Annotated in this window: 12 protein-coding genes and 7 tRNA genes; 4 read left to right on the top strand and 15 right to left on the bottom strand. The window is 45.0% G+C overall.

Features of this window, described 5'->3' with window-relative positions:
• Position 1: 1 nt before the first annotated feature.
• The 14 genes from DPF91_RS11640 to uvrY all read right to left on the bottom strand — a co-directional run bounded on the left by DPF91_RS11640 (position 2) and on the right by uvrY (position 19,941).
• Positions 2 to 9,118 carry a T1SS-143 repeat domain-containing protein gene (locus DPF91_RS11640; protein WP_117234609.1) on the bottom strand — a complete coding sequence of 3,039 codons (9,117 nt, stop codon included), beginning with the start codon at positions 9,116 to 9,118 and terminating at the stop codon, positions 2 to 4.
• A 169-nt stretch (positions 9,119 to 9,287) separates the two neighbouring features.
• Positions 9,288 to 10,427, bottom strand: a complete 1,140-nt coding sequence (nspC, locus tag DPF91_RS11635) for a carboxynorspermidine decarboxylase (protein ID WP_117234608.1) — start codon at positions 10,425 to 10,427, stop codon at positions 9,288 to 9,290.
• A gap of 265 nt (positions 10,428 to 10,692) precedes the next feature.
• A complete protein-coding gene (locus tag DPF91_RS11630; RefSeq protein WP_117234607.1) occupies positions 10,693 to 11,952 on the bottom strand; it encodes a carboxynorspermidine synthase in 1,260 nt (419 codons plus the stop codon).
• A gap of 13 nt (positions 11,953 to 11,965) precedes the next feature.
• Positions 11,966 to 14,860: a pyridoxal phosphate-dependent class III aminotransferase gene (locus DPF91_RS11625; RefSeq protein ID WP_117234606.1), complete on the bottom strand. Its 2,895-nt coding sequence runs from the start codon at positions 14,858 to 14,860 to the stop codon at positions 11,966 to 11,968.
• 527 nt (positions 14,861 to 15,387) lie between these two features.
• Positions 15,388 to 15,478: transfer RNA gene (locus tag DPF91_RS11620), tRNA-Gly, on the bottom strand.
• Positions 15,479 to 15,647: 169 nt separating this feature from the next.
• Positions 15,648 to 15,735 (bottom strand) — tRNA-Gly (locus DPF91_RS22080).
• A gap of 166 nt (positions 15,736 to 15,901) precedes the next feature.
• Positions 15,902 to 15,992, bottom strand: a tRNA-Gly gene (locus tag DPF91_RS11615).
• Between the two features lie 165 nt (positions 15,993 to 16,157).
• Positions 16,158 to 16,233 (bottom strand) — tRNA-Gly (locus DPF91_RS11610).
• Between the two features lie 21 nt (positions 16,234 to 16,254).
• Positions 16,255 to 16,341: transfer RNA gene (locus DPF91_RS11605), tRNA-Leu, on the bottom strand.
• 75 nt (positions 16,342 to 16,416) lie between these two features.
• Positions 16,417 to 16,492: transfer RNA gene (locus DPF91_RS11600), tRNA-Gly, on the bottom strand.
• 25 nt (positions 16,493 to 16,517) lie between these two features.
• Positions 16,518 to 16,591 (bottom strand) — tRNA-Cys (locus DPF91_RS11595).
• A 270-nt stretch (positions 16,592 to 16,861) separates the two neighbouring features.
• The gene (gene pgsA, locus DPF91_RS11590; RefSeq protein ID WP_117234605.1) at positions 16,862 to 17,413 is read right to left on the bottom strand and encodes a CDP-diacylglycerol--glycerol-3-phosphate 3-phosphatidyltransferase; all 552 of its coding nucleotides are present in this window, start codon (positions 17,411 to 17,413) and stop codon (positions 16,862 to 16,864) included.
• 47 nt (positions 17,414 to 17,460) lie between these two features.
• Positions 17,461 to 19,284, bottom strand: a complete 1,824-nt coding sequence (uvrC, locus tag DPF91_RS11585; RefSeq protein ID WP_117234604.1) for an excinuclease ABC subunit UvrC — start codon at positions 19,282 to 19,284, stop codon at positions 17,461 to 17,463.
• Between the two features lie 12 nt (positions 19,285 to 19,296).
• The gene (gene uvrY, locus DPF91_RS11580; protein ID WP_117234603.1) at positions 19,297 to 19,941 is read right to left on the bottom strand and encodes a UvrY/SirA/GacA family response regulator transcription factor; all 645 of its coding nucleotides are present in this window, start codon (positions 19,939 to 19,941) and stop codon (positions 19,297 to 19,299) included.
• A 404-nt stretch (positions 19,942 to 20,345) separates the two neighbouring features.
• Here uvrY and DPF91_RS11575 point away from each other — a divergent pair, with 404 nt between their 5' ends.
• Entirely contained in the window at positions 20,346 to 22,709 is a 2,364-nt protein-coding gene (locus DPF91_RS11575) for a DNA polymerase II (RefSeq protein ID WP_117234602.1), read from the top strand.
• A 22-nt stretch (positions 22,710 to 22,731) separates the two neighbouring features.
• On the opposite strand, the gene DPF91_RS11570 is transcribed toward DPF91_RS11575, so the two are convergent.
• Entirely contained in the window at positions 22,732 to 23,499 is a 768-nt protein-coding gene (locus DPF91_RS11570; protein ID WP_117234601.1) for a nucleotidyltransferase domain-containing protein, read from the bottom strand.
• Between the two features lie 162 nt (positions 23,500 to 23,661).
• Between DPF91_RS11570 and efpL the strand changes: the two genes are divergently transcribed.
• The 3 genes from efpL (at position 23,662) to DPF91_RS11555 (ending at position 25,142) form a co-directional block, all read left to right on the top strand.
• A complete protein-coding gene (gene efpL / locus DPF91_RS11565; protein WP_117234600.1) occupies positions 23,662 to 24,228 on the top strand; it encodes an elongation factor P-like protein EfpL in 567 nt (188 codons plus the stop codon).
• A gap of 98 nt (positions 24,229 to 24,326) precedes the next feature.
• On the top strand, positions 24,327 to 24,647 hold the full coding sequence (locus DPF91_RS11560; protein WP_117234599.1) for an HI1450 family dsDNA-mimic protein: 321 nt from the start codon (positions 24,327 to 24,329) through the stop codon (positions 24,645 to 24,647).
• Between the two features lie 12 nt (positions 24,648 to 24,659).
• Complete coding sequence (locus DPF91_RS11555; protein ID WP_117234598.1) at positions 24,660 to 25,142, top strand: RNA methyltransferase; 483 nt, start codon at positions 24,660 to 24,662, stop codon at positions 25,140 to 25,142.
• Positions 25,143 to 25,343: the final 201 nt, after the last annotated feature.

Genomic DNA, 25,343 nt, shown 5'->3' with positions numbered 1-25,343 from the left:
CTTACTGCACGATTAGGTTTTGGTCATCAATCATCTTTTGCAAAATATCAGCTTCGCTGACTCCATTCGCACTTGCGCCATAGAGGTTATCTAAGGTCACTCCTTTCAGTACCACTTCTTGTTGCACATTGCTGCTATCGGGTTTCAAAGAGATCACCACATCTGCACCAGATTCAGCCAGATCAATTTGTCCGTCGGCGCTTGTTCCGTTCGTTACACCACTCACAATCGCACTGATATCTATGGCATCGCTATTAGCCGAGAAGTCGAAGTCCACAATATTGTCAGTTCCCGTGCTGTTATTGATAACAAATAGATCATTGTCACCGGTGCCCATCGAGTCGGTTCCTGGCACTAACAATGTCACATCAACGGTTTGTGCAATACCTGTCGCCTCTGAGCCTCCCAGCGTGGCGCTTGGCTCGATAGTCAACTGAAAACTGTCAGCACCATCGTATCCACTAATAATCGCAAGGTCCTCAATATCAGCCAGATCAACCGTGTATTTACCATTGCTCTTGGCTCCAGCGTTAAGTTCCAAGTTAGATGGCAAGCCAGACAGAACAATAAAGCCAGATTCGTCCGGAGCAGGGTTGATTAAGGACAGATCCAACCCTAGTGGTATCGCACCGTCAGCTTCTGAGATTATCGACGCATAATCCACTGTCAGAATGGGTTCATCTGGCTCTGGTTCAATAATGATAGTGAGGTCTTCACTCACTGGATCTCCATAATCGAACTCTAGATTACCCAATACAGTATTTTCGTCGTAGCTACGAGCTTGAATCGTGACATCCATTTCTCCGTATGCATCACCAGGGAAGAAGGTGATCTTATCTATCTCATCGGCTCTAACTAATAATGACGCAGATGCACTACCGTCTGAATTTGTGACAAAAGCGGCGCTACTGATACCTATACGAATCTTATCTAAGCCGAATAAAGCGGTTGAATCTGAGGTCGCATTCACAATAACGGTCAATGAAATATATTCGTCACTGTTTGTCTCAAAGCTAGACGCTTCCAGGTTAATCGCAACACCATCATTTTCTTCACCAGTAATTGTTTCTGGTAAGTCGACGAGCTCGACTCTGTCACCAATGGGTAATACACCAACAACAAACTCAGACTCTGTAAAGTTCACCTCTCCACTCTCAATTTCTTGAGTAATGGCTTCTAAAGCCAGTGGAATATCTCCGCTAAAGTCTAGCGGAGGCAATATATATAGATCAGCGATTCGCGATGGATCGACTTGCCACTCATAAGTATTTGCCCCATTGAAGCTGCCACCATCAGCGCCATTGTTTGGTGCTAACTCATAGCTTTCTCCCACTTTGTAGACAACAACAGCCCCTTCCGGTACTCCTTTCAAGCTTAACGACATACTCTCAGAGCCATCTTGGTCTATCAGCTCTGCCGTCATGGAAGATAGCGAGATATACTCATCCTCATTCCCTAATACATCACTGGTCACGAGATTGGCCAAATCGGTAACGGGGGCAACATCAATGGTGATAGATGTGGTTTTATCTTGGGTGTCAGTTTCCGTGACGCAATCAGCAGCATCCGTAATATTGGCGCTAAAGGTTAACGTCAGCTCTCCACTAAAATGAAGTGGGGGTACTAATTCAACTTCATTTAATCGAGCAGGATCAAGAATGGTCCAAGTGCCATCCCCATTATCTGAAAGAACGTCATTAGGCCCGACTAAGCTCGCACCTGCAGTTATAGAAACCGTCAAAGAGTTCACGGTTTCTTTACCCGTCGCTGAGTTACCTTCTCCGGTAATCAATTGCCCATCTTCAACGCTATCTCCCAAAATCAACGATAGGTTGAGATTAGACTGAGTGTCTTCTTCGATGGTTAGCGAGTCGGCACCTATAGAGATGTCATCGACAACCGGGGTGACTTGAATAGTGATCGTCTGTTCTGTTGTGACGCTATCACCGTTACATGGTGACGTTTCTATCGTTTCTATCGTAAAGGTTAAGCAACCAGCAAAGTCCTCGTCCATACCGGTAAGCTTTAGGTTACCCAATGCTTCAGGGGTTATGGAGTAACCGATAACATTACCCAAACGATCATACTCAACAGTGACGCCATCCCCCTCAATGGTCACGCCTTCAGGCAATGAATCTGCAGGAATGTAGAATGAAAGTTCGTTGTCAGGGTCACTACCCACATTAGTATTAAGCAGCCCAGAAAGATCAATATCTTCACCCTCAGGTTGCTTAATGTCATCTGATTGAATATCGCCAGGGGATCCAACAGGATCACAGCTTCCACCACCGCCTGAATGACCGGTAATCTGCAATTGGAAGGTGGCATCAATAAAACGAGCATCTTCATCATCGATTACACGAGCACGCACTAATATATCAAGTAGTTCAGTGTCTTGAGGACTCGAGATTGTGGCATTCTCTAAGATTCGAGCCGCCGTTTCTTTTACTGAATCACTACTTAGCCCATCTGCTGGGATAATCCAATCACCATTCGCATTCTGGCTCGCGCCATTTGGGTGGTCGACAATAAGAGTGACGCCGTCGGGGACAAAGATAACGATGTAATCGAGATATTCTGAACCATCTAAATCCGCATCATAAAAGGTAACGGCATCAGAAATATTCACCGGTGAGCCATCATCACTGGTGTAGATTTGACCAGAACTTTCGAGGCGTGTATCTAGTTCAACTTTTCCCGCAACATCAACGGTCAATGTACCGGAAATATCCTTCACATCCACAGCACCTGTTGGCGATGTATCGGTAACTTGATAGCTAATATCTAGATTAAACGTTCCACTTAAATCTTCGGACGCTTGTACACTCAAACGTCCGCTTAGCAAGAGGTCTTCAAGAGTTGGGGATGTGGTATCAAGCAGCGTTGATAAGTCTAAACCACCAGCCTCTACCGCTACTTCAACACCATCAAACAGCAGGGTTAAGTCTGCATCAAGCCCGACAATCGTATAGCCGGTTAAGCTTTCACTACCATCGATATCGGCATTGATACTAGGCATCAGATTAAGGCCAATGGTACGATCTTCAACGCCCGATGTTGTCACAGCAACACCATCACTCTGATCGACGACAGGAAGCACTTCAATCTCAACCGTCATTGGGAACTCACCCGAATCCCCGTCCGGTTCAGTAGAAATAGCGATGACATCTAAGGTTAAATTGCCACTAAAATCTTGTTGTGGTTTGAGGAATATATTAGCGAGATCAGCGTTTGAAACCTGATAAACTGGTCCTGTAATAGGATCAACATAAGCGATAGTGAGTACCACTGGAGATCCAGACGAATCCACCAGTTGAGTACCGTCTGGGATATCAGTCAGTAGGATATTTATCTCTTCCGACACATCATCATCGCTGGTTTGAACAACAAAATCTAAAGCAATAAGCTCATCTTCATTGAGGTCAGCAAGGTTACTGATCACCTTAGTTGAATCATCGTACTGCCAATGCCCTTGTCCACCATCAACAACCGTAGGTTCATCAACCACACCTTTTAAGAAGATCGTGATCGTTTCTTTTGGACTGATCGCTTGCGGATTATTTGGAATCAACCCGTCTTGCGTCGACTCTGTTGCAATTGCGGAAACCTGGATCTCTAAGGTTTCGGTAAATGAGCTTATATCTTCCTTCGGTACCAAAAATACCGAGCCGCTTTCAAGGTCTTCAGCGGTGACAGTGTAGGAATTAGCACCTGTCTTAGCACCACCTATCACTTCCCAGCCATCCTGAACTTCAATAAGAATCCTGAGGCTTTCAGAGCCATCGGTATCGGTTAGGTGAGCAAAAATATGATCTTTAAGGTTGATCGGTTCATCTTCTAGCCCTTTGATATCTTTTACAGATAAGAAAGGTTCATCTACATCCGGACGTACATTGACGATAACTGTTTCAGTCGTCTCTGCGCGCTTGTCATCATTGGAAGCAAATTCATTGCCATCTTCAATAGCAATTGCAGTGATCGTAAAGGTGAACTGGCCGGCGATGTTTTCATCCGTTTTGATCACCATCTTGTCCAGTTTGGACTGGGAGTAGTTTTTACCTTCTTCAATCGGTTGGCCATCGATGAAAATAGTAATGCCCTCAGGGACACCTGAGATCGAGTACTTCAACGTTTCCGAACCGTCGGTTGCATCGACTAAATTCGCGGTAATATCAAGATTGAGACCAGACTCATCATCCTCAATCATTTCGTAGGTAAAGGTTGAACTTCCCCACTCTGGTGTGTCAGCAACGGGTAATACTGATACATCCAAATCCTCGCTTAAATCACGAGTTCCGCTATCCGCAGTGATAACCGCACCTACTATCAAAGAGATTGGCGATGGATTTAAGGTGGTGTTAGATTGATGCTCTGCAGGTCTGTAGGTCAATACACCATCGGGAACAACAAGCAGGGGGTTGCCCACATCAACGGTTAAGTTAGTTATAGTCACCTTGCCATCAACTATATCTAAAGCAATGCCATCTAGATATAGTATTCCGCCCTGTAAACTCGCAGCATCAATGGAAATCTCAGTAACGGTTTCCCCCTGGTCAACATCACCACGAGATACCTCGATCCTTAACGTCGCTTCTTCGTCTTCTCGAATTTCAACGTCGTAAGTTCGAATAAAACCTTCATTATCACCGAGAGATAATTTGATCGTTCCAGTGTCGGTATCACCATCAAAATCCTCGATAACATAAATTATGTCATCCAGTAACGCAGGGTCCGCATCTACACTTTGGTTCGTTTCCAGAGTGAAGTCACCGTTCTGGTAGACCGTAAATGTGCCATATGACGAAAGATCATTTTCATTTATAAGCTCAATAACGACCGGTGTTTCTGGCTCGATAAACACATATAAAGTCCCTTTATAATTGAGACTTACCATCTCACCACCATCAGCACCAACTCGGTCGTTAACTGATAAGATGTTACCCGTTAGAAGATCACCTTCCACTAAATAGACCGTAGAATCCCCATCAATAAGAGGCGTGTCGTCCTTTACATTTACGGTGTAGTCAACGGGATCGGACAGGTCACCATCAGCATCCACCGCGTTAATAGAAAAATCTAACGGTAGGTTATTTTCGCCTTGTACAGGGTCGTGGTCCAAGGGGGCTAAGAGATCAAACTCAACACTGCCATCGAGATTAAAACGCACTCTGAAAATTTCAGAACCATCAGAGGTAACACCAAAATAATAACCATCGGCGTCTTTGTCATTTAAGGTAATGGCTTTACCACCGCTGGTATAACCCTCTGCGTCAAATTCAGCAATATTAACGGTAATATCAACGATATCATCTGAGCCTTCAGTTAGAACGATCGATGGTGAGTCCGTTTCGTTTCCAGAATCAACATTACCCGTTAGCAGCCCTGCCTCATCAACATCAATTGATCCCACTACTTCGAGTACTGGGTTTAAGCCGTCATAAATTTTGATGGTCGATTCAACAGTTTTCGTTGTGCCATCGGAGTCGACGGTAATGACTGGAACAGTAATTGAGCTTGCCGTTTCATCTGAGCCGATATGATCGATAGATTGATAGAGCTCTATATCGACTGAAACTGTTGCGCTAGATTCAGGATCAAGTGAAAAGTTCGCAGGTAACGAAATAAGGAGTACTGATTGACCGTTTGGCAAAATAGCATCGTAGCTACCGTCACCATTATCGCGCCAAGTCAAAGATTCACCATTTTGCGTGATTTGATTACCTTCCGTATCCAATACAGGAGCGCCAGACGTAACTTCCAAGCCAAGGAAGACAATTGGGTCATAAGATGCAGTGACATCAAAGGTCACACTTGCTGTTGGACCAACGGTAATACCATCTGCAATAGGTACTTCAGAGAGTTCAACTTCACCCGAGCCAATAATTGGGTCTCCATCATCGTTAATGGTGATATCTAACTCTAATTTGGTCTCATCATTATCACGGTCTCTTGCGGTGACCACAATCGGTAGAGACTCTGCTGTCCCTTTCTGATCCAATGCTCTATGGAGAACAAGATCATAATTGATGGTTGAGTCGGCATTATTCGCTGGTTGGGTGAAGCTAACAGTGAATACTAACTTATCAAGGTCCGGGGACCTTGGAATGTCCACATCTTCAACATAGGCAGATAAGGAACCATCTGGATTGACCACGTACACAACTGTTTCACCACCGCTTGTTAAACTAGGTTGGTCAGCTATGTCAAAAAACACGCTATCTAAGTAATCACTGCCAATCGTTAAAGAGAATTGTCCCGAGCTAGTAATAGGTCCTGTTGCAAGATCTGACTCGTTTAAAACTATTGACTGCGCATTGCTTAATGTTGGGTCTGCTCCATCAGTGATCGTCCAATCGAATCGACCAGAATTGAGTGTTGTTCCATCAAGATCGCTACCTTTGATTTCCAACGGCAGCTTTATAGCATCACTGGCAAGAAGATGGCTGATAGGCTGTTGCTGATTAAGTTCGATTGTCGCGAGAACATCATCGCCACTTGCTACTGCACTCAAGGTTAAGCTAAAAATTGCTGCGCCATTTGCCGTAGCAGTTATCGTTTTACCATCGGCGCTCAGGCTATAGTCGATCTTCTCTAGATTCAGAGTCGTCTCTAGACCCAGTGCTTTGAGCAATACAAGGCTCGTACTTGCAAACTCTATCGAGGCTGGATCAGGATTATCAGATCCTGCTTCAACATTAAAATCAGCACTGATTGTCAGTGCCCCATCGGTTAATGTGTTTTCTTGGGTTTGCGTAGAACCGTCATTAATTGAACCTGCGCTACCATCAAAAATGTCAATCGTAGCAGTTGCGGTACCAAAATCATTACTGCCATCGCTCGCTACATAGTCGATGACTACCTGGTGGTCCGTGCTATGGTCTAAGTTACGATCGGCTTGCATTGTCCAATGACCATTGGCGAAAACCGTCAGCAAGCCATCTACAGTCAAGAAGGTGACCGGTTGATTTCCTGTTATCACTTTCGTTTCATTGCCAACGGTTACTTCTCTAATGAGTAGTGCACCATCGAGGTCAATATCATTATTAAGGAAATTGCCCGACGAGGTTGTGCCCTCAATCATGTCATAGCTTTCACCAAACACGAGAGGATCAGAGTCTTTAACAACGATTGGTAGGTGAGCGAGAACGGTTTCTGTTGTCCCATCAGCGTCGGTTTGAACACCTTGAATCAAGAGCGCAGTTTGAATGCTATCGACATCTACGCCTTGATCCACTGCTTGGTAAAAAGTGACTCGTACTTGGTCACCTACTATTTCAGCGGAGTAAACTAGATCATTTAAAGAGTCTCGCCCTTCAATCGAAAGACCATCTGGTGCGATATTTGCGGTTACACCAACCCCCTGTGAAGTGATAGTGTTTAGAAAAGACTGGTCGCTAGCGAAAGAAAACTCAGCAAATTCTATGTTGATATTAGAGGTTTGGACCTCGCTTCCCAAGATTCCAATAATAGTTTCTGCGAAAATAATAGAATCAGGCAGTACCAACGTCGGCATATCATCAACGGCTTCGTTGCCTATGGCGTTGAGAACTTTTGCATCGAGTGTCCATGTTTGGCTTCTGTCTAGGGTTGAAGTATCGATACCCGACATACCCCATGAGCCATCAGCCTTGATAGTGCTCTCGTACGTTAGAGTGGTGCTCCCATCACTGACAATCACATAGATAGGTAATCCTTCGTCAACACCTGTCGTCGTGCCCTGTAGAGTAGTTAGGTTGCCAGTTCGGAAGTCTAAAATACTGAAACCAGCTAACGTATCAATATCGATGGTCGGTAATGTAGTATCGATCGACGTCGTCGTATCCGTGGTAGAGGTCGGGTTACCAGCAATATCAATAGACGATGCGGTAACAGTCACAACCCCATCAGCAAACGAGGTTACATCAACGTCTTCAACAGACCACTCTCCATTAGAAATGGTCGTATCGAACTCAAGTGTCGCACCACTACTGTCAGTAATCACAACGTGGACGTTCTGACCATCTTCAACGTCAGTTACAGCTCCAGAGAAGTTAGCAGACTTTTTCTCTTCAACGTTTAGAACCGCATCACCGCCATCCTCAATCTGAGCGGTAATACCCGCAATGGTATCTTTAACTATGGTATCGACTGCGATTGCTGGGTTGCCGGCAATATCAATGCTTTCTGCCGTAACTTCCAACAAGCCTTCTGCTAGAGCTGAGAAATCCTCGTTAAGGATCTCCCAAGTCCCTCCGCTGACAATAGTTGAGAAAGTCAGGATAGTGTTTTGGCTGTCTTTAATCGTAATTTCAATCGGTTGCCCATCTTCGACAAAATCAATTGAACCAAAAATTCTTGTAGACGATACCTCAAACTGGTTGAAGTACTCGTCTCCCAAACCATCAAAATCAACTTCAATCTCGGCGAGAGTATCTTTGTTTGTATCATCGACCGCCGACACACTGTTGCCAAAGTTGTCCGATACGATGGCATCAACGTTTAATGGACCTTCTGCCAAGCCAGTAAGGTCAACACCTTCGACGCGATAGGTTTCATTATCTGTAACTGCTGTAGTGGTGACCGTCTTGCCATTAATATCCGTGATGGTGATATTCACAATACGCCCATCGCGCATTTCTGGTGCAGTACCTTCAATAGTGACGTTTGGAACCTCGAAACGGTTTTCTACGAAATCGCCACCATCAAGAATATCGACGGTGAGTTGAGCATTTGCCTCAAGAACATCCTGTATCTGTTCGTCTTGGCGGTTCACTTCATTTGGCTCAGGAGTGTCTGGCCTAGTATCAAAACCAGCTTGAGCGATAGTTTCATCTAATGTCGCTTGAACATATTCGATAAATGAAGCACTTGCGGACTCCGGCGAGTTAGCCTGATTACTTGGATTCGCTAAGTTATTGGATAAGAACTCTTCAGAAAGCTGGTCAACAACTTGCTCGAGCTGTTCAGCGACTTCTTCGGTTTGTTGTTGGTTTTCAACCAGAGTATTGCCGTCTACATCCTGTTTAATGACAAGCACACCATCTACTTTCACTGTATCGAGCGGAATTTGTTGCCAGGTTCCGTCTGGCAGGACCTGCCAAAGCACGTTACCGACTTCAATGTACAAAATTGGGCTCATTTGCACTCCTTGCTAACAAGCGGACTCTTATTATCGTAAAAAGACGTAGGCTAAATTAAAAAGTATAGACTAGGCTTCTGAACTTACTAACGTTATGAAACAAATAAAAAAATCCCTACATTTCTGCAGGGATTCTTAAGTAATATCTAATATAAATGGAGCAGATAATTTATGAGATTGCCCATTGAGACAAGGAACGTTTAAAGTCTGAGTAATCAAACTCGTTCAGCTTCTGAATCTCACCGCTTGAGCGTTCGCAGTAGATTGATGGCATGCGTAGACCATTAAACCAGTTCAGCTTCACCATGGTGTAGCCCGCGCTGTCCATGATATGCAGACGCTGACCAATCTCTAACGGCTGCTCAAAGTTCGCTTCACAGAACTGGTCGCCTGCAAGACAAGAACATGAGCCAATAACATAGTCATGTTCACCGCTTTCAGAGGCTTCTAAGATAGACGCTGGCTCGTCGTAAATTAACGTATCGAGACGGTGTGCTTCAGTCGCAGAGTCCACAATCGCCGTTTTCTTCACGTTCTCAACAATATCAACCACGGTTACAACCAAGTCGGTTGTTTTGGTGATGATCGCTTCGCCTGGCTCAAGGTAAAGCTGCACGCCATGCTTTTCAGAGAAGGCTTTTAGCGCTGCACCAAGTTTCTCGATATCGTAACCCGGCCACGTGAAGAACACGCCACCACCAAGGCTTACCCAATCTAGCTTGTTTAAGTGCTCACCAAACTGTTCAGAGATCGAATCCAGTAGGCCGATAAACGCATCCACATCTTTGTTCTCACAGTTCATGTGGAACATCACACCATCAACCGATTCAAATACCTCAGGTTTGATGTGATCCGCTTGAACGCCAAGACGAGAGAACTGACGAGCAGGGTTCGCAAGATCTTGACCCGCGTAACTTACGCCAGGGTTAAGACGAAGACCCAGTGACGCTTTACCCTCAACAATATGACGGTACGCTGCCAGTTGGCTTTGCGAGTTGAAGATCATCTTGTCACAGATATCTGCCACTTCACGAACGTCATCTTCGCTGTAACCCACACTGTAAGCGTGTGTCTCACCGCCGAAAGTCTCTTGACCCAGTTTCACCTCAAATGGACCCGAACTTGTGGTGCCATCTAGGTAAGGCTTGATAATGTCGAAAACACCCCATGTAGAGAAGCACTTCAGCGCCAATACCAGCTTCACGCCAGAGATTTCTTTCAACTGCTTTGCTTTTTCTAGGTTCGCAATCAACTTGTCTTCGTTGATCATGAAGTATGGGGTTTTTAATTCTTCTTTTTTAAATGTCATTTGTACACTCAAACAGAATGGATAGAGGAGGCATTCAATATTTTTATTTTGTAACTCACTTCGTTCAAACAAGACAAACTAAAAATATTAAACACCACCACTGAGTAACAATTGAAAAAGGGAACATCCACTGCTCCCTTTTTGCACTATATAACGCAGGAATTTCTCTTCAGTTCTAGAAGTCAGCGCGCCCATAATACTTATAAAAGTCATAAGTATAAATGAGCACAGACGACAACGAAATGGAGAGAAATAACAAGTTAGATTACGCGTCTTTGTTTAGTTCGTGAATCACTGGAAGACCTTGACCTGCTTCTAGCTCTTGAACATGCCAATCTAGACCGATTTCAGGCATGGTTGCTAGGAATGGGTCTGGGTTTAGCTGTTCCATGTTGAACACGCCTTTATCTGCCCACTCGCCGCGGAAGAACTGAAGTGCAGCAGTGATTGCAGGAACGCCCGTTGTGTAAGAAATCGCTTGGTGCTCTACGTCTTCGTATGCTACTTCGTGGTCAGCGTTGTTGTAGATGAACACGCTGCGCTCTTTACCGTCTTTCTTACCTTGAACCCACGTACCGATACACGTTAGGCCTGTGTAGCCTGGTGCCAGTGATGTTGGGTCTGGTAGTAGTGCTTTTAGTACGTGTAGAGGTTGAACGACTGTACCATCGTGTAGCGTTAGCGGATCTGGGCTTAGTAGACCGATGTCGCGCATACAGTTGAAGTAGTTTAGGTACTTATCACCAAAGCCCATCCAGAACTCGATACGTTTCGCAGGGATGAATTCTTTCATTGAACGAACTTCATCGTGCGCCATTGAGTAAACTTTATGCGAACCACAGTTCGGGAAATCAAACTCAAGCATACGTGAGTGACAAGGTACTTGTTTCCACTCTTCGTTTTCCCAGTAGAAAGAATCGCCTTGGATCTCAAGCATGTTTGTTTCAGGATCGAAGTTCGTTGCGAATTTCTTACCGTGGTCACCCGCGTTAACGTCCATTACATCGATAGTATCGATTTCATCGAACAGGTGCTTAACTGCGTAAGCTGCGAATACTGATACCACACCTGGATCGAAACCAGCTCCAAGAATGCCCGTGATGCCCGCTTCTGCGAACTTCTCACGGTAGCCCCACTGCCAATCGTAAGCTTCAGGCACTTGCTGGCCTTCAGAACATAGGTCAACCGCTACTGATGTATCTAGGTAAGATACTTTAGCTTGGTAACACGCTTCCATGATTGCGATGTTGACCCACGGAGGACCAGCGTTAATTACTAGGTCAGGCTGAACTTCTTTAATTAGCGCAACGAGTGCATCAACGTCATCTGCATTTACTGCACGTGCTTCTAGTTTTTTAGATGCATCTTTCAGGTTGTTTTTCTTCTGAATTGACTCGATGATTTTTTCACACTTGCTCACAGTACGTGAAGCGATCGTGATATCACCTAGAACGTCGTTGTTTTGTGCTGCTTTGTGTGCAACTACCCAGCCAACGCCGCCTGCACCAATCTGTAGAATTGCCATAGTTTCGTTACCTTTATTCTGCTAGCTCAGCCGCTAGCTTGTTGATTTTAGAAAGCAAAGATTCAAAGTCTTTAAGTGTAAGACAAGGATTTAGAATCGTAAATTTAAGCGCTGTTTTTCCATCAACAACGGTTTCACCTAGAACTGCTACGCCACGCGTCAGCGCTTCAATTCTTAGTGTTTGGTTTAGTGTATCAAGGTCCTGTGACACATTTTTAGCGCGAACGGATTTTAAACGGAACAGAACCGTAGACAGACTCGGTTCTGCCAGTAATTCAAAGTCCGAATGGTGACGAATAAGGTCAGCCACCTCAAAGGTTTGCGCGAGTAGGTGATCGTACATCTCACCTAATGCTTTTGGTCCTACCGATTGCATGGTCATGAAGACCTTAAGCGCATCAAATCGCTTGGTGGTTGCAATCGACTTGTCGACCAAATTCGGGAGTTCATCATGCTCACGATTTAGGTAATCCGCATGATGTAGAAGGTATTTGAAGTTCGCTTTATCTTTCACTAGAAGCGAACCACAACTGATTGTTTGATAGAACAGCTTGTGGAAGTCGACACTGACGGAATGAGCACGCTCAACACCTTTTAGTCGAGCTTTTTGGCTACTTAGAATAAGCGCACCACCGTAGGCCCCGTCTACGTGCATCCACAGGTTATTGCTGTCAGCAATATCTGCAATTGCTTCAAGGTCATCAATCGCACCGTGATCGGTTGTGCCTGCTGTGCCAACGATCGCGAATGGGATAAGCCCTTCAGACTTCATCTCTTCAATGGTGATCTGCAGTAGCTCTGATTTCATCGTGCCGTTAGGGTTCGTCGCAACGGTCGTCACAGCCTTCTCACCCAAGCCCATCCAAGATGCTGACTTCTGAACGGTAAAGTGCGATTTATCAGAACAGATGATACGCAGTTTATCCGCGTAATCAGGAAGGCCTAGCTTTTGAATTGAGTGACCAGAGATCGTATCTGCCGCCCAATCGCGAGCCAGCATTAAGCCCATTTGGTTGCTTTGCGTGCCACCACTGGTGAAGATTCCATCCGCCTTGCTACCCAGTTCGTAACGCTCACATAGCCAATCTACGACTTTCTGCTCTACGTAGGTCGCTGACGATGCTTGATCCCACGAATCCATCGATTGGTTCAGTGCACCAATGATCATTTCAGCGGCAACTGAAGGCATTAATGGTGGCGTATGCAAATGGGCAATACAGTCTGGGTGTTGAGTAAAGATAGCGTTCTTAACAACAAGCTCTGATGTGCTGTCGACCACTTCTTTCAAAGAGGTTTGTTGATTATCTAAATCAACTTGATTGATTGCGGCTTCAAGCTCCTGTGGATTCATGCCAGAGTACGGCTTATCCACGTGATTGAACACATCTCGCAATGATTCTGCGGTATGGTGCAGAACCGCAGCCATTTCATCAGCACCCGTTTCGCCAGTATGGATAAAATGCTTAGACCAAGATGGCTGCTCTTGATGATCCACATAGCTTGCACCAGAGGCAATCATAGCCTCTTCAATCACTTTTAGTGCGAAGTCGATTTGCTCATAAGAAATGATCATAGGTGGTAGGAAGCGTAGAACTGAACCATCACGGCCACCTTTTTCTACCATCAAACCACGTTCAAGCGCAGCACGCTGAATCGCAAGCGTTAACTCACCATCGGCTAGTGGCTCACCAAACTTGTTTTTTTCGCCAGATGTCGATTTCACCTCAACGCCTAGCATTAAGCCTTTACCACGAACCTCTGCAATACAGTTCACTCGCTGTTGCAGGGTTTCTAGACCTTTGCGTAGGTAATCACCGGCGTTTTGGGCGTGCTCTACGAGGTTATCACGTTCAATGATTTCTAGTGCTTTAGCACCCGATACCATCGCAAGCTGATTACCACGGAACGTACCAGTATGCTCACCTGGATTCCACGTATCATGAGATTTTTTAATCACTAGCAGTGACATCGGCATGCCGCCACCAATCGCTTTTGAAAGACACAGTACATCAGGAATGATGCCTGCTTCTTCAAACGCAAACCGATGACCGGTTTTACCCACACCACATTGAATTTCGTCAAGAATTAGTAAGATATCGTGCTCGTCACAAATACGACGAAGTTCACGCAGCCAGAAAGCCGGAGCAGGAATTACGCCGCCCTCACCCTGAACTGGCTCTACTACGATTGCCGCAGGCTTCATAATACCCGCTTCATCGTCGGCAAGCAGGCGTTCAATGTAGCGAATGCTCGCTTTTGCACCTTCATCACCACCTAGCCCGAATGGACAGCGTAGGCTATAAGGGAAAGGCATAAAGTGCACGTCAGACATCAAGCCTGTACGGCGAGCTTTAGTGCCTAGGTTGCCCATCATGCCCATCGTGCCGTTGGTCATACCATGGTATGCGCCACGGAAGGCAAACATGGTATTGCGACCTGTGGTTTGTTTGGCGAGTTTGATTGCAGCTTCGACCGCATCTGCGCCTGATGGGCCACAGAATTGAATCACACTGTCTTCACTCAGTTCTTTTGGTAGAAATGCTTTTACCGCTTTGGTGAAGTTCGCTTTTGCTGGTGTAGAAATGTCGAGCGTTTGATATGGTAGGCCTGCATCAAGCTGCTCTTTAAGCGCTTGGTTGATCTCAGGGTTGTTATACCCCAAAGCCAGTGTTCCTGCGCCCGCAAGGCAATCTAAGAATAATTGGCCGCGTGTGTCTTCTACCAAACAGCCATGCGCCTGTTTGATCGCAATAGGAAGACGGCGAGGATAAGAGCGCACTGCCGATTCATTATCTTGTTGTTCTTGTAACAGTGCATCAGGGGTTAAGTCGTACAGCCCCTCAACAATTGGGACTTGTGTTGAAAAAGTTGAAGCAAACGAGCTACCCAGCTCAATCATAGTGCTCATAATGGTTCCATTGATCGTAATTTATTTGTTCCATAGGCACTCCCTCCATAGACAGGGAGTATTAGATGCACGAAATCCAGACGCGAAAAGCCGCGCTAAATTAATGTGCGAAATAAATAGGGTCGATCAAGGCTCGGTAATGCAGCGAGTACGCAATACCGGACACTTAGGTAGAAGAAGGCTGTTGAATTTATGTTGATGTGTTGATTTCAATGTTGGGTTTCCCATTAACATGCCGAGTCTTGTCGACATTAGTATCCCGTCTATCGATAATTGGTTTATCGATACCTACCCTACGTGTTCTTCGTCAGCTTAGTCGAAAACCACGCGTATCCCCCAGAAGCTTCTACTAATAGAAAACTCACTCCGAGATTGGGCGGGAATCTACCATACAATGGTCTGTATTGGCAATTTTATTGCCAATGTTATCAACGATTTCTATTAGGAGATGTTTCAAAAGGGCTGGAGTGATTTTTGAGAGCGTTAAAACGAAAAAAGCTCATCATTTCTGATGAGCTTTTTCAATTTGGAGCGACACACGAGGTTCCCGATCTTCAAGGCATCAGACGTGACCTCAACCTTGGCAAGGTTGCGCTCTACCAACTGAGCTAGTGTCGCATAAAAAAGGTTTAGATGATGCCCCGGGCAGAACTTGAACTGATACAGTCAGCATGAAAGAAACTGAATCCTAAACTTCTACAGGACGCAGATCGTTCTACTTCTTTAAAATATCAACCTAGCAGATACGAAAAAAGCTCATCATTTCTGATGAGCTTTTCCGATTTAGAGCGACACACGAGGTTCCCGATCTTCAAGGCATCAGGCGTGACCTCAACCTTGGCAAGGTTGCGCTCTACCAACTGAGCTAGTGTCGCATAAAAAAGGTTTAGATGATGCCCCGGGCAGAACTTGAACTGATACAGTCAGCATGAAAGAAACTGAATCCTAAACTTCTACAGGACGCAGATCGTTCTACTTCTTTAAAATACCAACCTAGCAGATACGAAAAAAGCTCATCATTTCTGATGAGCTTTTCCGATTTGGAGCGACACACGAGGTTCCCGATCTTCAAGGCATCAGGCGTGACCTCAACCTTGGCAAGGTTGCGCTCTACCAACTGAGCTAGTGTCGCATAAAAAGGTTTAGATGATGCCCCGGGCAGAACTTGAACTGATACAGTCAGCATGAAAGAAACTGAATCCTAAACTTCTACAGGACGCAGATCGTTCTACTTCTTTAAAATATCAACCTAGCAGATACGAAAAAAGCTCATCATTTCTGATGAGCTTTTCCGATTTGGAGCGACACACGAGGTTCGAACTCGTGACCTCAACCTTGGCAAGGTTGCGCTCTACCAGCTGAGCTAGTGTCGCATTAATCTGTTTAGACTTAGATGGTGCCCCGGGCCGGACTTGAACCGGCACAGCGCGAACGCCGAGGGATTTTAAATCCCTTGTGTCTACCAATTCCACCACCAGGGCACACAAATCTAAAATTTGTGATGGAGACACCATCCTTGATATCGACCCTTTTTGGGGAATCGCTATCTTAAAATTTGGAGCGACACACGAGGTTCGAACTCGTGACCTCAACCTTGGCAAGGTTGCGCTCTACCAGCTGAGCTAGTGTCGCATATTCTCTAAGATAAAGTAGAGAATGGAGGCGCCTCCCGGAGTCGAACCGAGGTCCACGGATTTGCAATCCGCTGCATAGCCACTCTGCCAAGGCGCCATCTCTATCGTCAACTTGCTTTGCAATTTCTTGCGTTGCTCTTGACTACGGGGAGGCATTTTACGGAATCGCCGAAATGAGTCAATACTATTTTTTGATATTTTAAATCGTTTGCTTGTTTTTGCAGCAAAGACCGCCTTTTTAGCTATTTTAGTAACCCGTATGTTGAAAAAACACTCTCTATAGCCTTATACACAAGCATACTTACCAACATACACATTGCCGACGCTGTGCGCAAAAACAAAAAAACGAGCCGAAGCTCGTTTTTCTTTAATCACTTTCTAGCAAATCATCTTTTGCTGCTTTCAAATATTGGTACATTGACCAATATGTTAGGAAGGTTGCGATGTATAGTGCGGCATAACCAACCCAAACCATCCACTCGTCATAGCGCCAAATCAGAACCCAAAGCGCAAACATCTGTGCAGCCGTTTTCCACTTACCTACCCAAGAAACCGCAACGCTCGCTCGTTTGCCAATTTCAGCCATCCACTCTCGCAGCGCTGAAATGATAATCTCTCGACCAATCATAGTGATAGCTGGGATAGTTATCCAAATCGAGTGGTAATGGTCGGTAATTAGCAGGAGTGCCGTCGCCACCATGACTTTATCCGCCACAGGGTCAAGGAAAGCACCAAAACGCGAGGTTTGACCTAGCTTGCGAGCAAGCATACCGTCGAGCCAATCAGTAAAACCGGCTACCCAGAATACCATTGCCGCCGCAAATGGTGCCCATGAGTATGGAAGATAGAACACCACAACACATACAGGTATGAGTACGAGGCGTAGCATGGTCAAAATATTAGGTATAGTAAAACGCATAGTTTTGGGCTCTTTTTATACTGCGCGCTAATGGTGCGGTATTTTTCCTATTCTTTCAACGCCGAATGAATCTTTTCTGCTAAAGAAAAGCTAATTCCGGGAACTTTGCTTATATCTTCAACACTTGCTCGCTTTAACTCTTGTAAACCACCCATGTATTTGAGTAAGGCTTGTCGACGCTTAGGTCCGATACCTTCAATGCCTTCTAAAGCACTCGTTCTTCTCGTTTTACCTCGTTTCGCTCTGTGTCCGGCAATGGCATGATTATGACTTTCATCTCGTATATGCTGGATCAAATGCAGCGCTGGTGCGTCACTGGGTAAATGGAACTCATCGCCTTCTGCGGTGATCAGCGTTTCTAAGCCTGGTTTACGAGTAACGCCTTTGGCAATACCGACCAATCTAGGTCTCACAGGCCAATCATCCCAGTACTTAGAAATTATCTCTATCGCTCGGTTTAACTGCCCTTTCCCCCCATCGATAAAGATAATGTCTGGAATCTTCTCAACATCCAGTTGCTTGGAGTAACGACGTTCTAACACCTGCCCCATCGCTGCATAGTCATCACCACCAGTAATGCCTGTGATGTTGTAACGACGATACTCTTGCTTAACCGGCCCTTCATGATTGAACACTACACAAGAAGCAATGGTGCTTTCCCCCATGGTGTGTGAGATATCAAAACACTCCATACGGGAGATCGATTCCAATCCCATGGTTTCTCTCAACTCTTTAAAGCGCTGTGAGATGGTCATTTTGTGGTTGATCTTGGTGGTAATAGCCGTCAGAGCGTTGGTGTTTGAGAGTTTAAGGTAACGACCACGGCTTCCCGTTGGTGCAATATGAATGTTCACCTTTCGCCCAAGCAAATCACTGATCGCTTGTTGAATGGGTGTCACATCGTCTAATAGGCCATCGTTTAAGACCAATCGGCTCGGTAACGTTCTCGTTTCACTATGTGCAAGGTAATACTGACTCAAGAAGCTATCAAACACCTCTTGACGAGTCGTATTATGTGGGATCTTAGGAAAATGACTTCGGCTACCTAATACCTTACCCTGACGAATCATCAGAATGTGGATACAGGCGACGCCACTCTCTTGAGCAAAGCCCAATACGTCCATATCATCATTAGAGTCTTCAGAAACGAACTGCTGCTCTTGTATGCGACGAATCGCTTGGATCTGATCTCTGAACTTAGCCGCCTCCTCAAACTTGAGTGTCCGGCTGGCGACATCCATCTTCTCGACTAGGGTTTCGACCACTTGCTTATCTTTACCCTGCAAGAACAAACGCACGTAGCTAACTAGCTCTTCATACTCTTCACTGGAAATTACGCTGCTGACACAAGGGCCCGCACAGCGGCCAATTTGATACATCAGACACGGTCGGGTGCGGTTTGCATAGACAGTATCTTCACACTGCCTTACGGGAAAGATCTTTTGGATCAGATGAAGCGTTTCTCGCACCGCACCAGAATCTGGATAAGGCCCGAAATATTCCCCTTTTCGTCTCTTCGCGCCACGATGCATGGACAAACGAGGGTGCTGATGCTGACTTAGAAAGATATACGGATAAGATTTATCATCACGCAACAACACATTGTACTTAGGTAAGTACTGCTTAATGTAGTTGTGCTCAAGGATTAGTGCTTCTGTCTCGGTATGCGTTACCGTAACATCAATCTTATCGATATTGCTGACTAACGCTTTTGTTTTTTCACTATCGAGATTCTTGCGAAAGTAGCTAGAAAGGCGTTTCTTGAGGTCTTTGGCTTTGCCAACATAAATGACGACCGACTCGGCGTTATACATTCGATAAACGCCGGGTTGGTCGGTAACCGTTTTTAGAAAACTTTTAGAATCAAACACAAAATACTCTGTTTAGAGTGTTTCCGTGTCTAGCATGCCATGACGAATAGCAAGGTGTGTTAGCTCAACATCACCGCTAATGTCTAACTTACTAAACAAGCGGTAACGGTAACTATTGACTGTCTTTGGACTCAGGCTCAATTGCTCTGAAATATCAGTAACCTTTTGTCCTTTGGTAATCATCATCATGATTTGCAATTCACGTTCTGAAAGTTCCTTGAACGGATTTTCAGACGCCGATGAAAATTGACTCAGTGCCATTTGTTGCGCAATCTCTGGCGAAATGTAACGCTGGCCACTGTTCACCATACGAATTGCATTAACCATTTCATCCGGGCCGGCGCCTTTGGTTAAATAACCGGCTGCACCCGCCTGCATGACCTTCGTCGGAAAAGGGTTTTCCGTATGAATGGTTAGGACGATAATCTTAACGTCAGGATTTAAACGCAGGATCTTCTTGGTAGCTTCTAAACCACCAATACCCGGCATATTCATATCCATCAAAATGACATCTGCATGATTGCTACGACACCATTTTACTGCATCTTCACCGCTTTCAGCTTCCCCTGCTACGTTCATTCCACGGACGTCTTCAATAATACGTCGTATCCCTGTGCGAACCAGCTCGTGATCATCTACAAGGAAAACATTTATCAAACTTGTATCTCCACACTAATTTCTTGGCTCTGCACCCACTAGGTTAGTGGATAACAGCATGGTTGCCTATATTACCGCACTTTGTCATAAAATGCGTACATCAAATATGTGCCCAAATGCAAACTTTAGCAAATTCTTAATTAAACTATTTGTCTACATTAATCACATCTCCCTGAATTTCTTAATATTTCAATTAATTAATAAGGGAGGCAAGAGACTGCTTGGTTAAAATCTCATATAGTTCGAGCAATTACAACAGCAATCTCTATTCGTGTGGAATATAGGCGGTTAACTGCTTAAAAAGCAACAGGTAGCATAGATAAACAACTTCATCGATATGTTCCTTCTTTGCTAGGGTTTGGTAAAATCTCACATAACTAAGCAAAACAGACTGAGTAGCCATATTGAATATTGAGCAAGGCTTTGTTCTCACCCGTCAGACCAAAGAGAACGGTAACACAACGGATATCCACCTATGGGTAAAAAACCACTCAGGTGTGCACCAGTTGGTCATTGGCGGAGAGCAATCGATTCTCTTTATCGAACAGGCTCATGTCGAAGAAGCAACTCGTCTGTTTCAAGCCCAACAAGTTCAATGCAACGTCAAGCCACTCGAGCTTAAAGATTTCCAACAAAACAGTGTGGCTGCTTGTTACTTCCCTTCGGTCAAAGTAAGACAAGTAGCAATGCAGTTGCTTGATGTCTCCGGCGTTCCTCACTACGAATCTGACATAAAACTCACCGATCGTTATCTGATGGAACGCTTTATTCAAGGCGGCATAGAGTTTACAGGCCATGCAACACAAAAGAAGCATCATACAGCCTGGCAACAAGTGAAATGTCGTAAAGCAGATTACACACCAAATCTTACAATGGCATCGATTGATATTGAGTGCTCTGAAAAAGGTGTCCTTTACTCCATCGGCATTGACAGTCAAATAGACAGTCGAGTCATTATGGTTGGGGAGCCTGAAGTAGCAGAAACAACCATCCAGTGGGTTGCCAATGAAAAGGCCTTACTAGCTGCATTTGTTGATTGGATACAAGAGTATGACCCAGATGTGTTAATTGGCTGGAACGTGATCGACTTTGATTTTCGTCTGCTACACAAGCGCGCTGAAGTACACAAACTCGCCTTACGTATTGGGCGAGGTGGGCAAACAAGTTTCTTTCGTTCCTCAAATATTTCTCAACAAGGCTTTATCACCATTCCTGGTCGAGTCGTACTTGATGGTATTGATACACTGAAAACCGCAACCTACACTTTCCGCTCTTGGTCACTTGAATTCGTTTCACAAGAGCTGCTCGGTGAAGGTAAAGAAATCCACAACGTCCATGACCGCATGGATGAAATCAATCGAATGTTCTTCGAAGATAAACCGTCACTAGCAAAGTACAATCTGCAAGATTGTAAGCTAGTCACTCGCATCTTCGAGCTAACCCACATGCTGGAGTTTGCCATTGAGCGCACACGATTGACGGGGGTTGAGCTCGATCGCATTGGTGGCTCTGTCGCGGCTTTCACAAACCTCTACCTTCCTCAACTGCATCGTGCTGGGTACATAGCACCAAACTTAGAACCAGAGAATTGGCTTGCAAGTCCAGGAGGCTATGTAATGGACTCCATCCCGGGACTATATGGTTCAGTATTGGTACTCGACTTTAAGTCTCTTTATCCATCTATTATTCGTTCTTTCTTGATCGATCCAATGGGACTCGTCGAAGGACTAAAATTAGAAATAGGCAATAAACCCAAACAAGCCGTTCCCGGTTTCCGTGGCGCCCAATTCCATCGTTCTAAGCATTTCCTACCGGAAATGATCGAATCATTGTGGGCGGCTCGTGATGTAGCAAAGAAAAACAACGAAAAGGCCTTCTCACAAGCGATAAAAATCATAATGAACTCGTTTTACGGAGTTCTGGGCTCGTCGGGTTGTCGTTTCTTCGACACACGCCTTGCTTCTTCAATCACCATGCGTGGCCATGAAATCATGAAGCAAACCAAAAAGCTGATTGAACAAAAGGGTTACCAGGTGATTTATGGCGATACAGATTCGACCTTTGTCTCTCTCAATGGGGATTACTCTCAGCAACAGGCCGATGAGATCGGACAGTCGCTCGTCAAAGATATCAACGCATGGTGGAACCATCACCTCAAAGAGAAGTTCAACCTTACTTCGATTCTAGAACTTGAGTACGAAACCCATTACCGACGATTCTTGATGCCGACCATACGTGGCTCCGAAACGGGCTCGAAAAAGCGCTATGCCGGTCTTATTGGTGAAGGGAGTAGTGAAAAAATCATCTTTAAAGGATTGGAGAGTGCTCGCACCGACTGGACTCCCCTTTCACAAAAATTCCAACAGACCCTGTATGACATGGTTTTTCATGGTCAAAGACCTGATGATTACGTGCGTGAATTTGTCGAGAACACTTCATCTGGCCTATATGACGATGATTTGATCTACCAAAAACGCCTGCGAAGAAAACTGCATGAATACCAAAAAAACATTCCGCCGCAAGTAAGAGCAGCAAGAATGGCTGATGAGATGAATCAAAAGCTAGGTCGCCCTTTGCAATATCAGAACAAAGGACGAATTGAGTATGTCATCACCGTAAATGGCCCGGAACCAAAAGAGTATCAGCAGAGTCCAATCGACTACCAACACTATATTGATAAACAGCTTCGTCCTATTGCAGAAGCGATCTTGCCATTTGTGGTGTTAAACTTTGATGACTTGAGCGCCCCTCAATTAGGGTTATTTTAAAACCTTTTACTTACTTGAGGGTCTAGCCTATTCGAAACTCAGTTTTCTTGTAGGCTTTAACTAGCCAAGCACCGTAGCTATCGATAAAACCAATCACTGAACGCTTGGGTACCGGTTTTCCAGAGAACAGAATACCTAGACGATCAATCTCAATCTGCTTCTCTGGATGGTAATGCAAGAAAGCTCGCCCACAAGCTACGGGATGATTAAACCAACGCTTATCTTTATACATGATTAAAGAGTAACTAGCGCGCAGAAGCTTCTTGGCTATCGTAGATTGAAGAAAGATCTGTTCGTTTATGGTTTTGGCCGCTGCTATCTTTTGCCGATAAACCGCAATCCAATCTTCGACATCCATATTCCAGTTTTTGGCAATTTCCCAGTTCGTTTCGAAATCGCCAAAACACTCGCCAAGGTTTTCACCGTGAACACACACCGCCAAGTGCCGAAGTAGAAAGCCCCAAACAAAAATATTTTCGAGGTCGGTAACCGTTTCAACATCAGTCACCTGCAAAGAGATATCTCTTACAAATGGAAAGCTTTGCTTGAATCGCCACTTGATACTATTTAAGACCGTCGCGCGATTCTCGATATCACCCTTTTGAGTCACAACGACAACATCAATATTCGATAACCCTTTTTTTGCTGCTTTGTTAGCAACACTGCCATAGACATAGATACTATGGAGATTTTTTCCAACACCACCACGTAAGAAGCAAACCAGGTCTTGAACAACCGGTTCATAGTCAGGCTGGAAGGGTGCGTTAGGGTCGATAATTGGTTGGTACATAGAGAAGAATCGTTTGTAAAGTCAAGAACAAAGGAGCGCTCAGCTAGTTTACCTTCTAAAAGTATTTTTTGTTAACTCAAAAAGGTTTCTTGCTATGAAATTATTTTATCCCAATGCATAATATGCCGCACTAAAATCCCGATTCATTTAAGGATATCGACAATGCCTAGAGCAAGTGAAATCAAAAAAGGCTTTGCTATCGACGTTGATGGCAAAACTCTTCTAGTTAAAGACATCGAAATCACCACTCCTGGTGGTCGCGGTGGCCAAAAAATTTACCGTTTCCGTGGCAGCGACGTTGCAACGGGTACTAAAGCTGAAGTTCGCTTTAAGGCAGATGAAATCGTTGAGACTATCGACGTCACAAAGCGTGCTGTGATGTTCTCTTACGTAGATGGCGAAGAATACATCTTCATGGACAACGAAGATTACACGCAATACATCTTCACAGCTCAGGCTATCGAAGAAGAGCTACTGTTCATCAATGAAGAGACTCAGGGTATGTACGCAATCCTAATCGATGGCAACGCTGCAACACTTGAGCTACCTTCTTCTGTTGAGCTTGTTATCGAAGAAACTGACCCTTCGATCAAGGGTGCATCAGCGTCTGCTCGTACTAAACCAGCTCGCTTCGCTACAGGCCTGACAGTTCAAGTACCTGAGTACATCGCAACTGGCGACAAAGTAGTGATCAACACCGCTGAGCGTAAATACATGAGCCGTGCATAATTCCCGACCTCTAATTACAGAACTTAAGGAACTTACGACTTGATAAATGGGGCATTAAGCCCCATTTTTTGTTCATCCAAACTTATAAGGCTCATACCATGACAGATTTAATCTCTTACGACGACGTAATTGACGCAGCATATGACATCTTCTTAGAGATGGCTCCTGACAACCTAGAAGCAGCAGACGTAATCCTTTTTACTGCACAATTTGAAGATCGTGGTGCAGCTGAGCTGGTAGAAACCGGTGATGACTGGGTGGAACACGTGGGTTTTGAAGTCGACAAAGAAACTTATGCAGAAGTTCGTATTGGTTTAGTGAACGAAGAAGATGATGTGCTCGATGATGTGTTTGCACGCATGCTAATCAGCCGCGACCCAGACCATAAATTCTGCCACATGCTTTGGAAGCGTGACTAATCGAGCTCGACAATGACTAAAGCGAAAACAGATACCCAGTCAAAAGGGTATGCGTGTGTTGGGTTGGTAAACCCAAAAACTCCGGAAAATGTTGGTTCTGTAATGCGAGCTGCCGGTTGCTACGGTGCAAACTCTGTATTTTATACAGGTACTCGTTATGACCATGCGCGACAGTTCCAAACAGATACGAAAGAGCAGCACCTTGCCTTGCCATTAATAGGGGTCGAAGATCTAAAGGATATTATACCTGTTGGTTGTGTACCTGTGGCCGTAGACCTCATAGAAGGGGCAAAGCCGCTGCCAGAGTACAAGCACCCACCACGAGCGTTTTATATCTTTGGGCCAGAAGACGGCACCCTCAAGAAAGAGATCACCGACTTTTGTCGTGAGACAATCTACGTACCAACGAATGGCTGTATGAATTTAGCAGCCGCGGTTAACGTAGTGCTTTATGACCGATTGGCAAAGGGTGATAACTTCTCAAATCATAAGTGAGTGGCTAGAGAGCTAGAGAGCTAGAGAGCTAGAGAGCTAGAGAGCTAGAGAGCTAGAGAGCTAGAGAGCTAGAGAGCTAGAGAGCTAGAGAGCTAGAGAGCTAGAGAAAGATTGGGTAATATCGAATCTGCTGTCAACGAAAAGTGAGCTCACAGATACAAAAAGGGCTGATGTTTACAAGAAAACATCAGCCCTTTTCAA

This window comes from Vibrio maerlii (assembly GCF_003415655.1).
Taxonomy (GTDB): Bacteria; Pseudomonadota; Gammaproteobacteria; order Enterobacterales; family Vibrionaceae; genus Vibrio; species Vibrio maerlii.
This window is presented reverse-complemented; position numbering and strand designations above follow the sequence as displayed.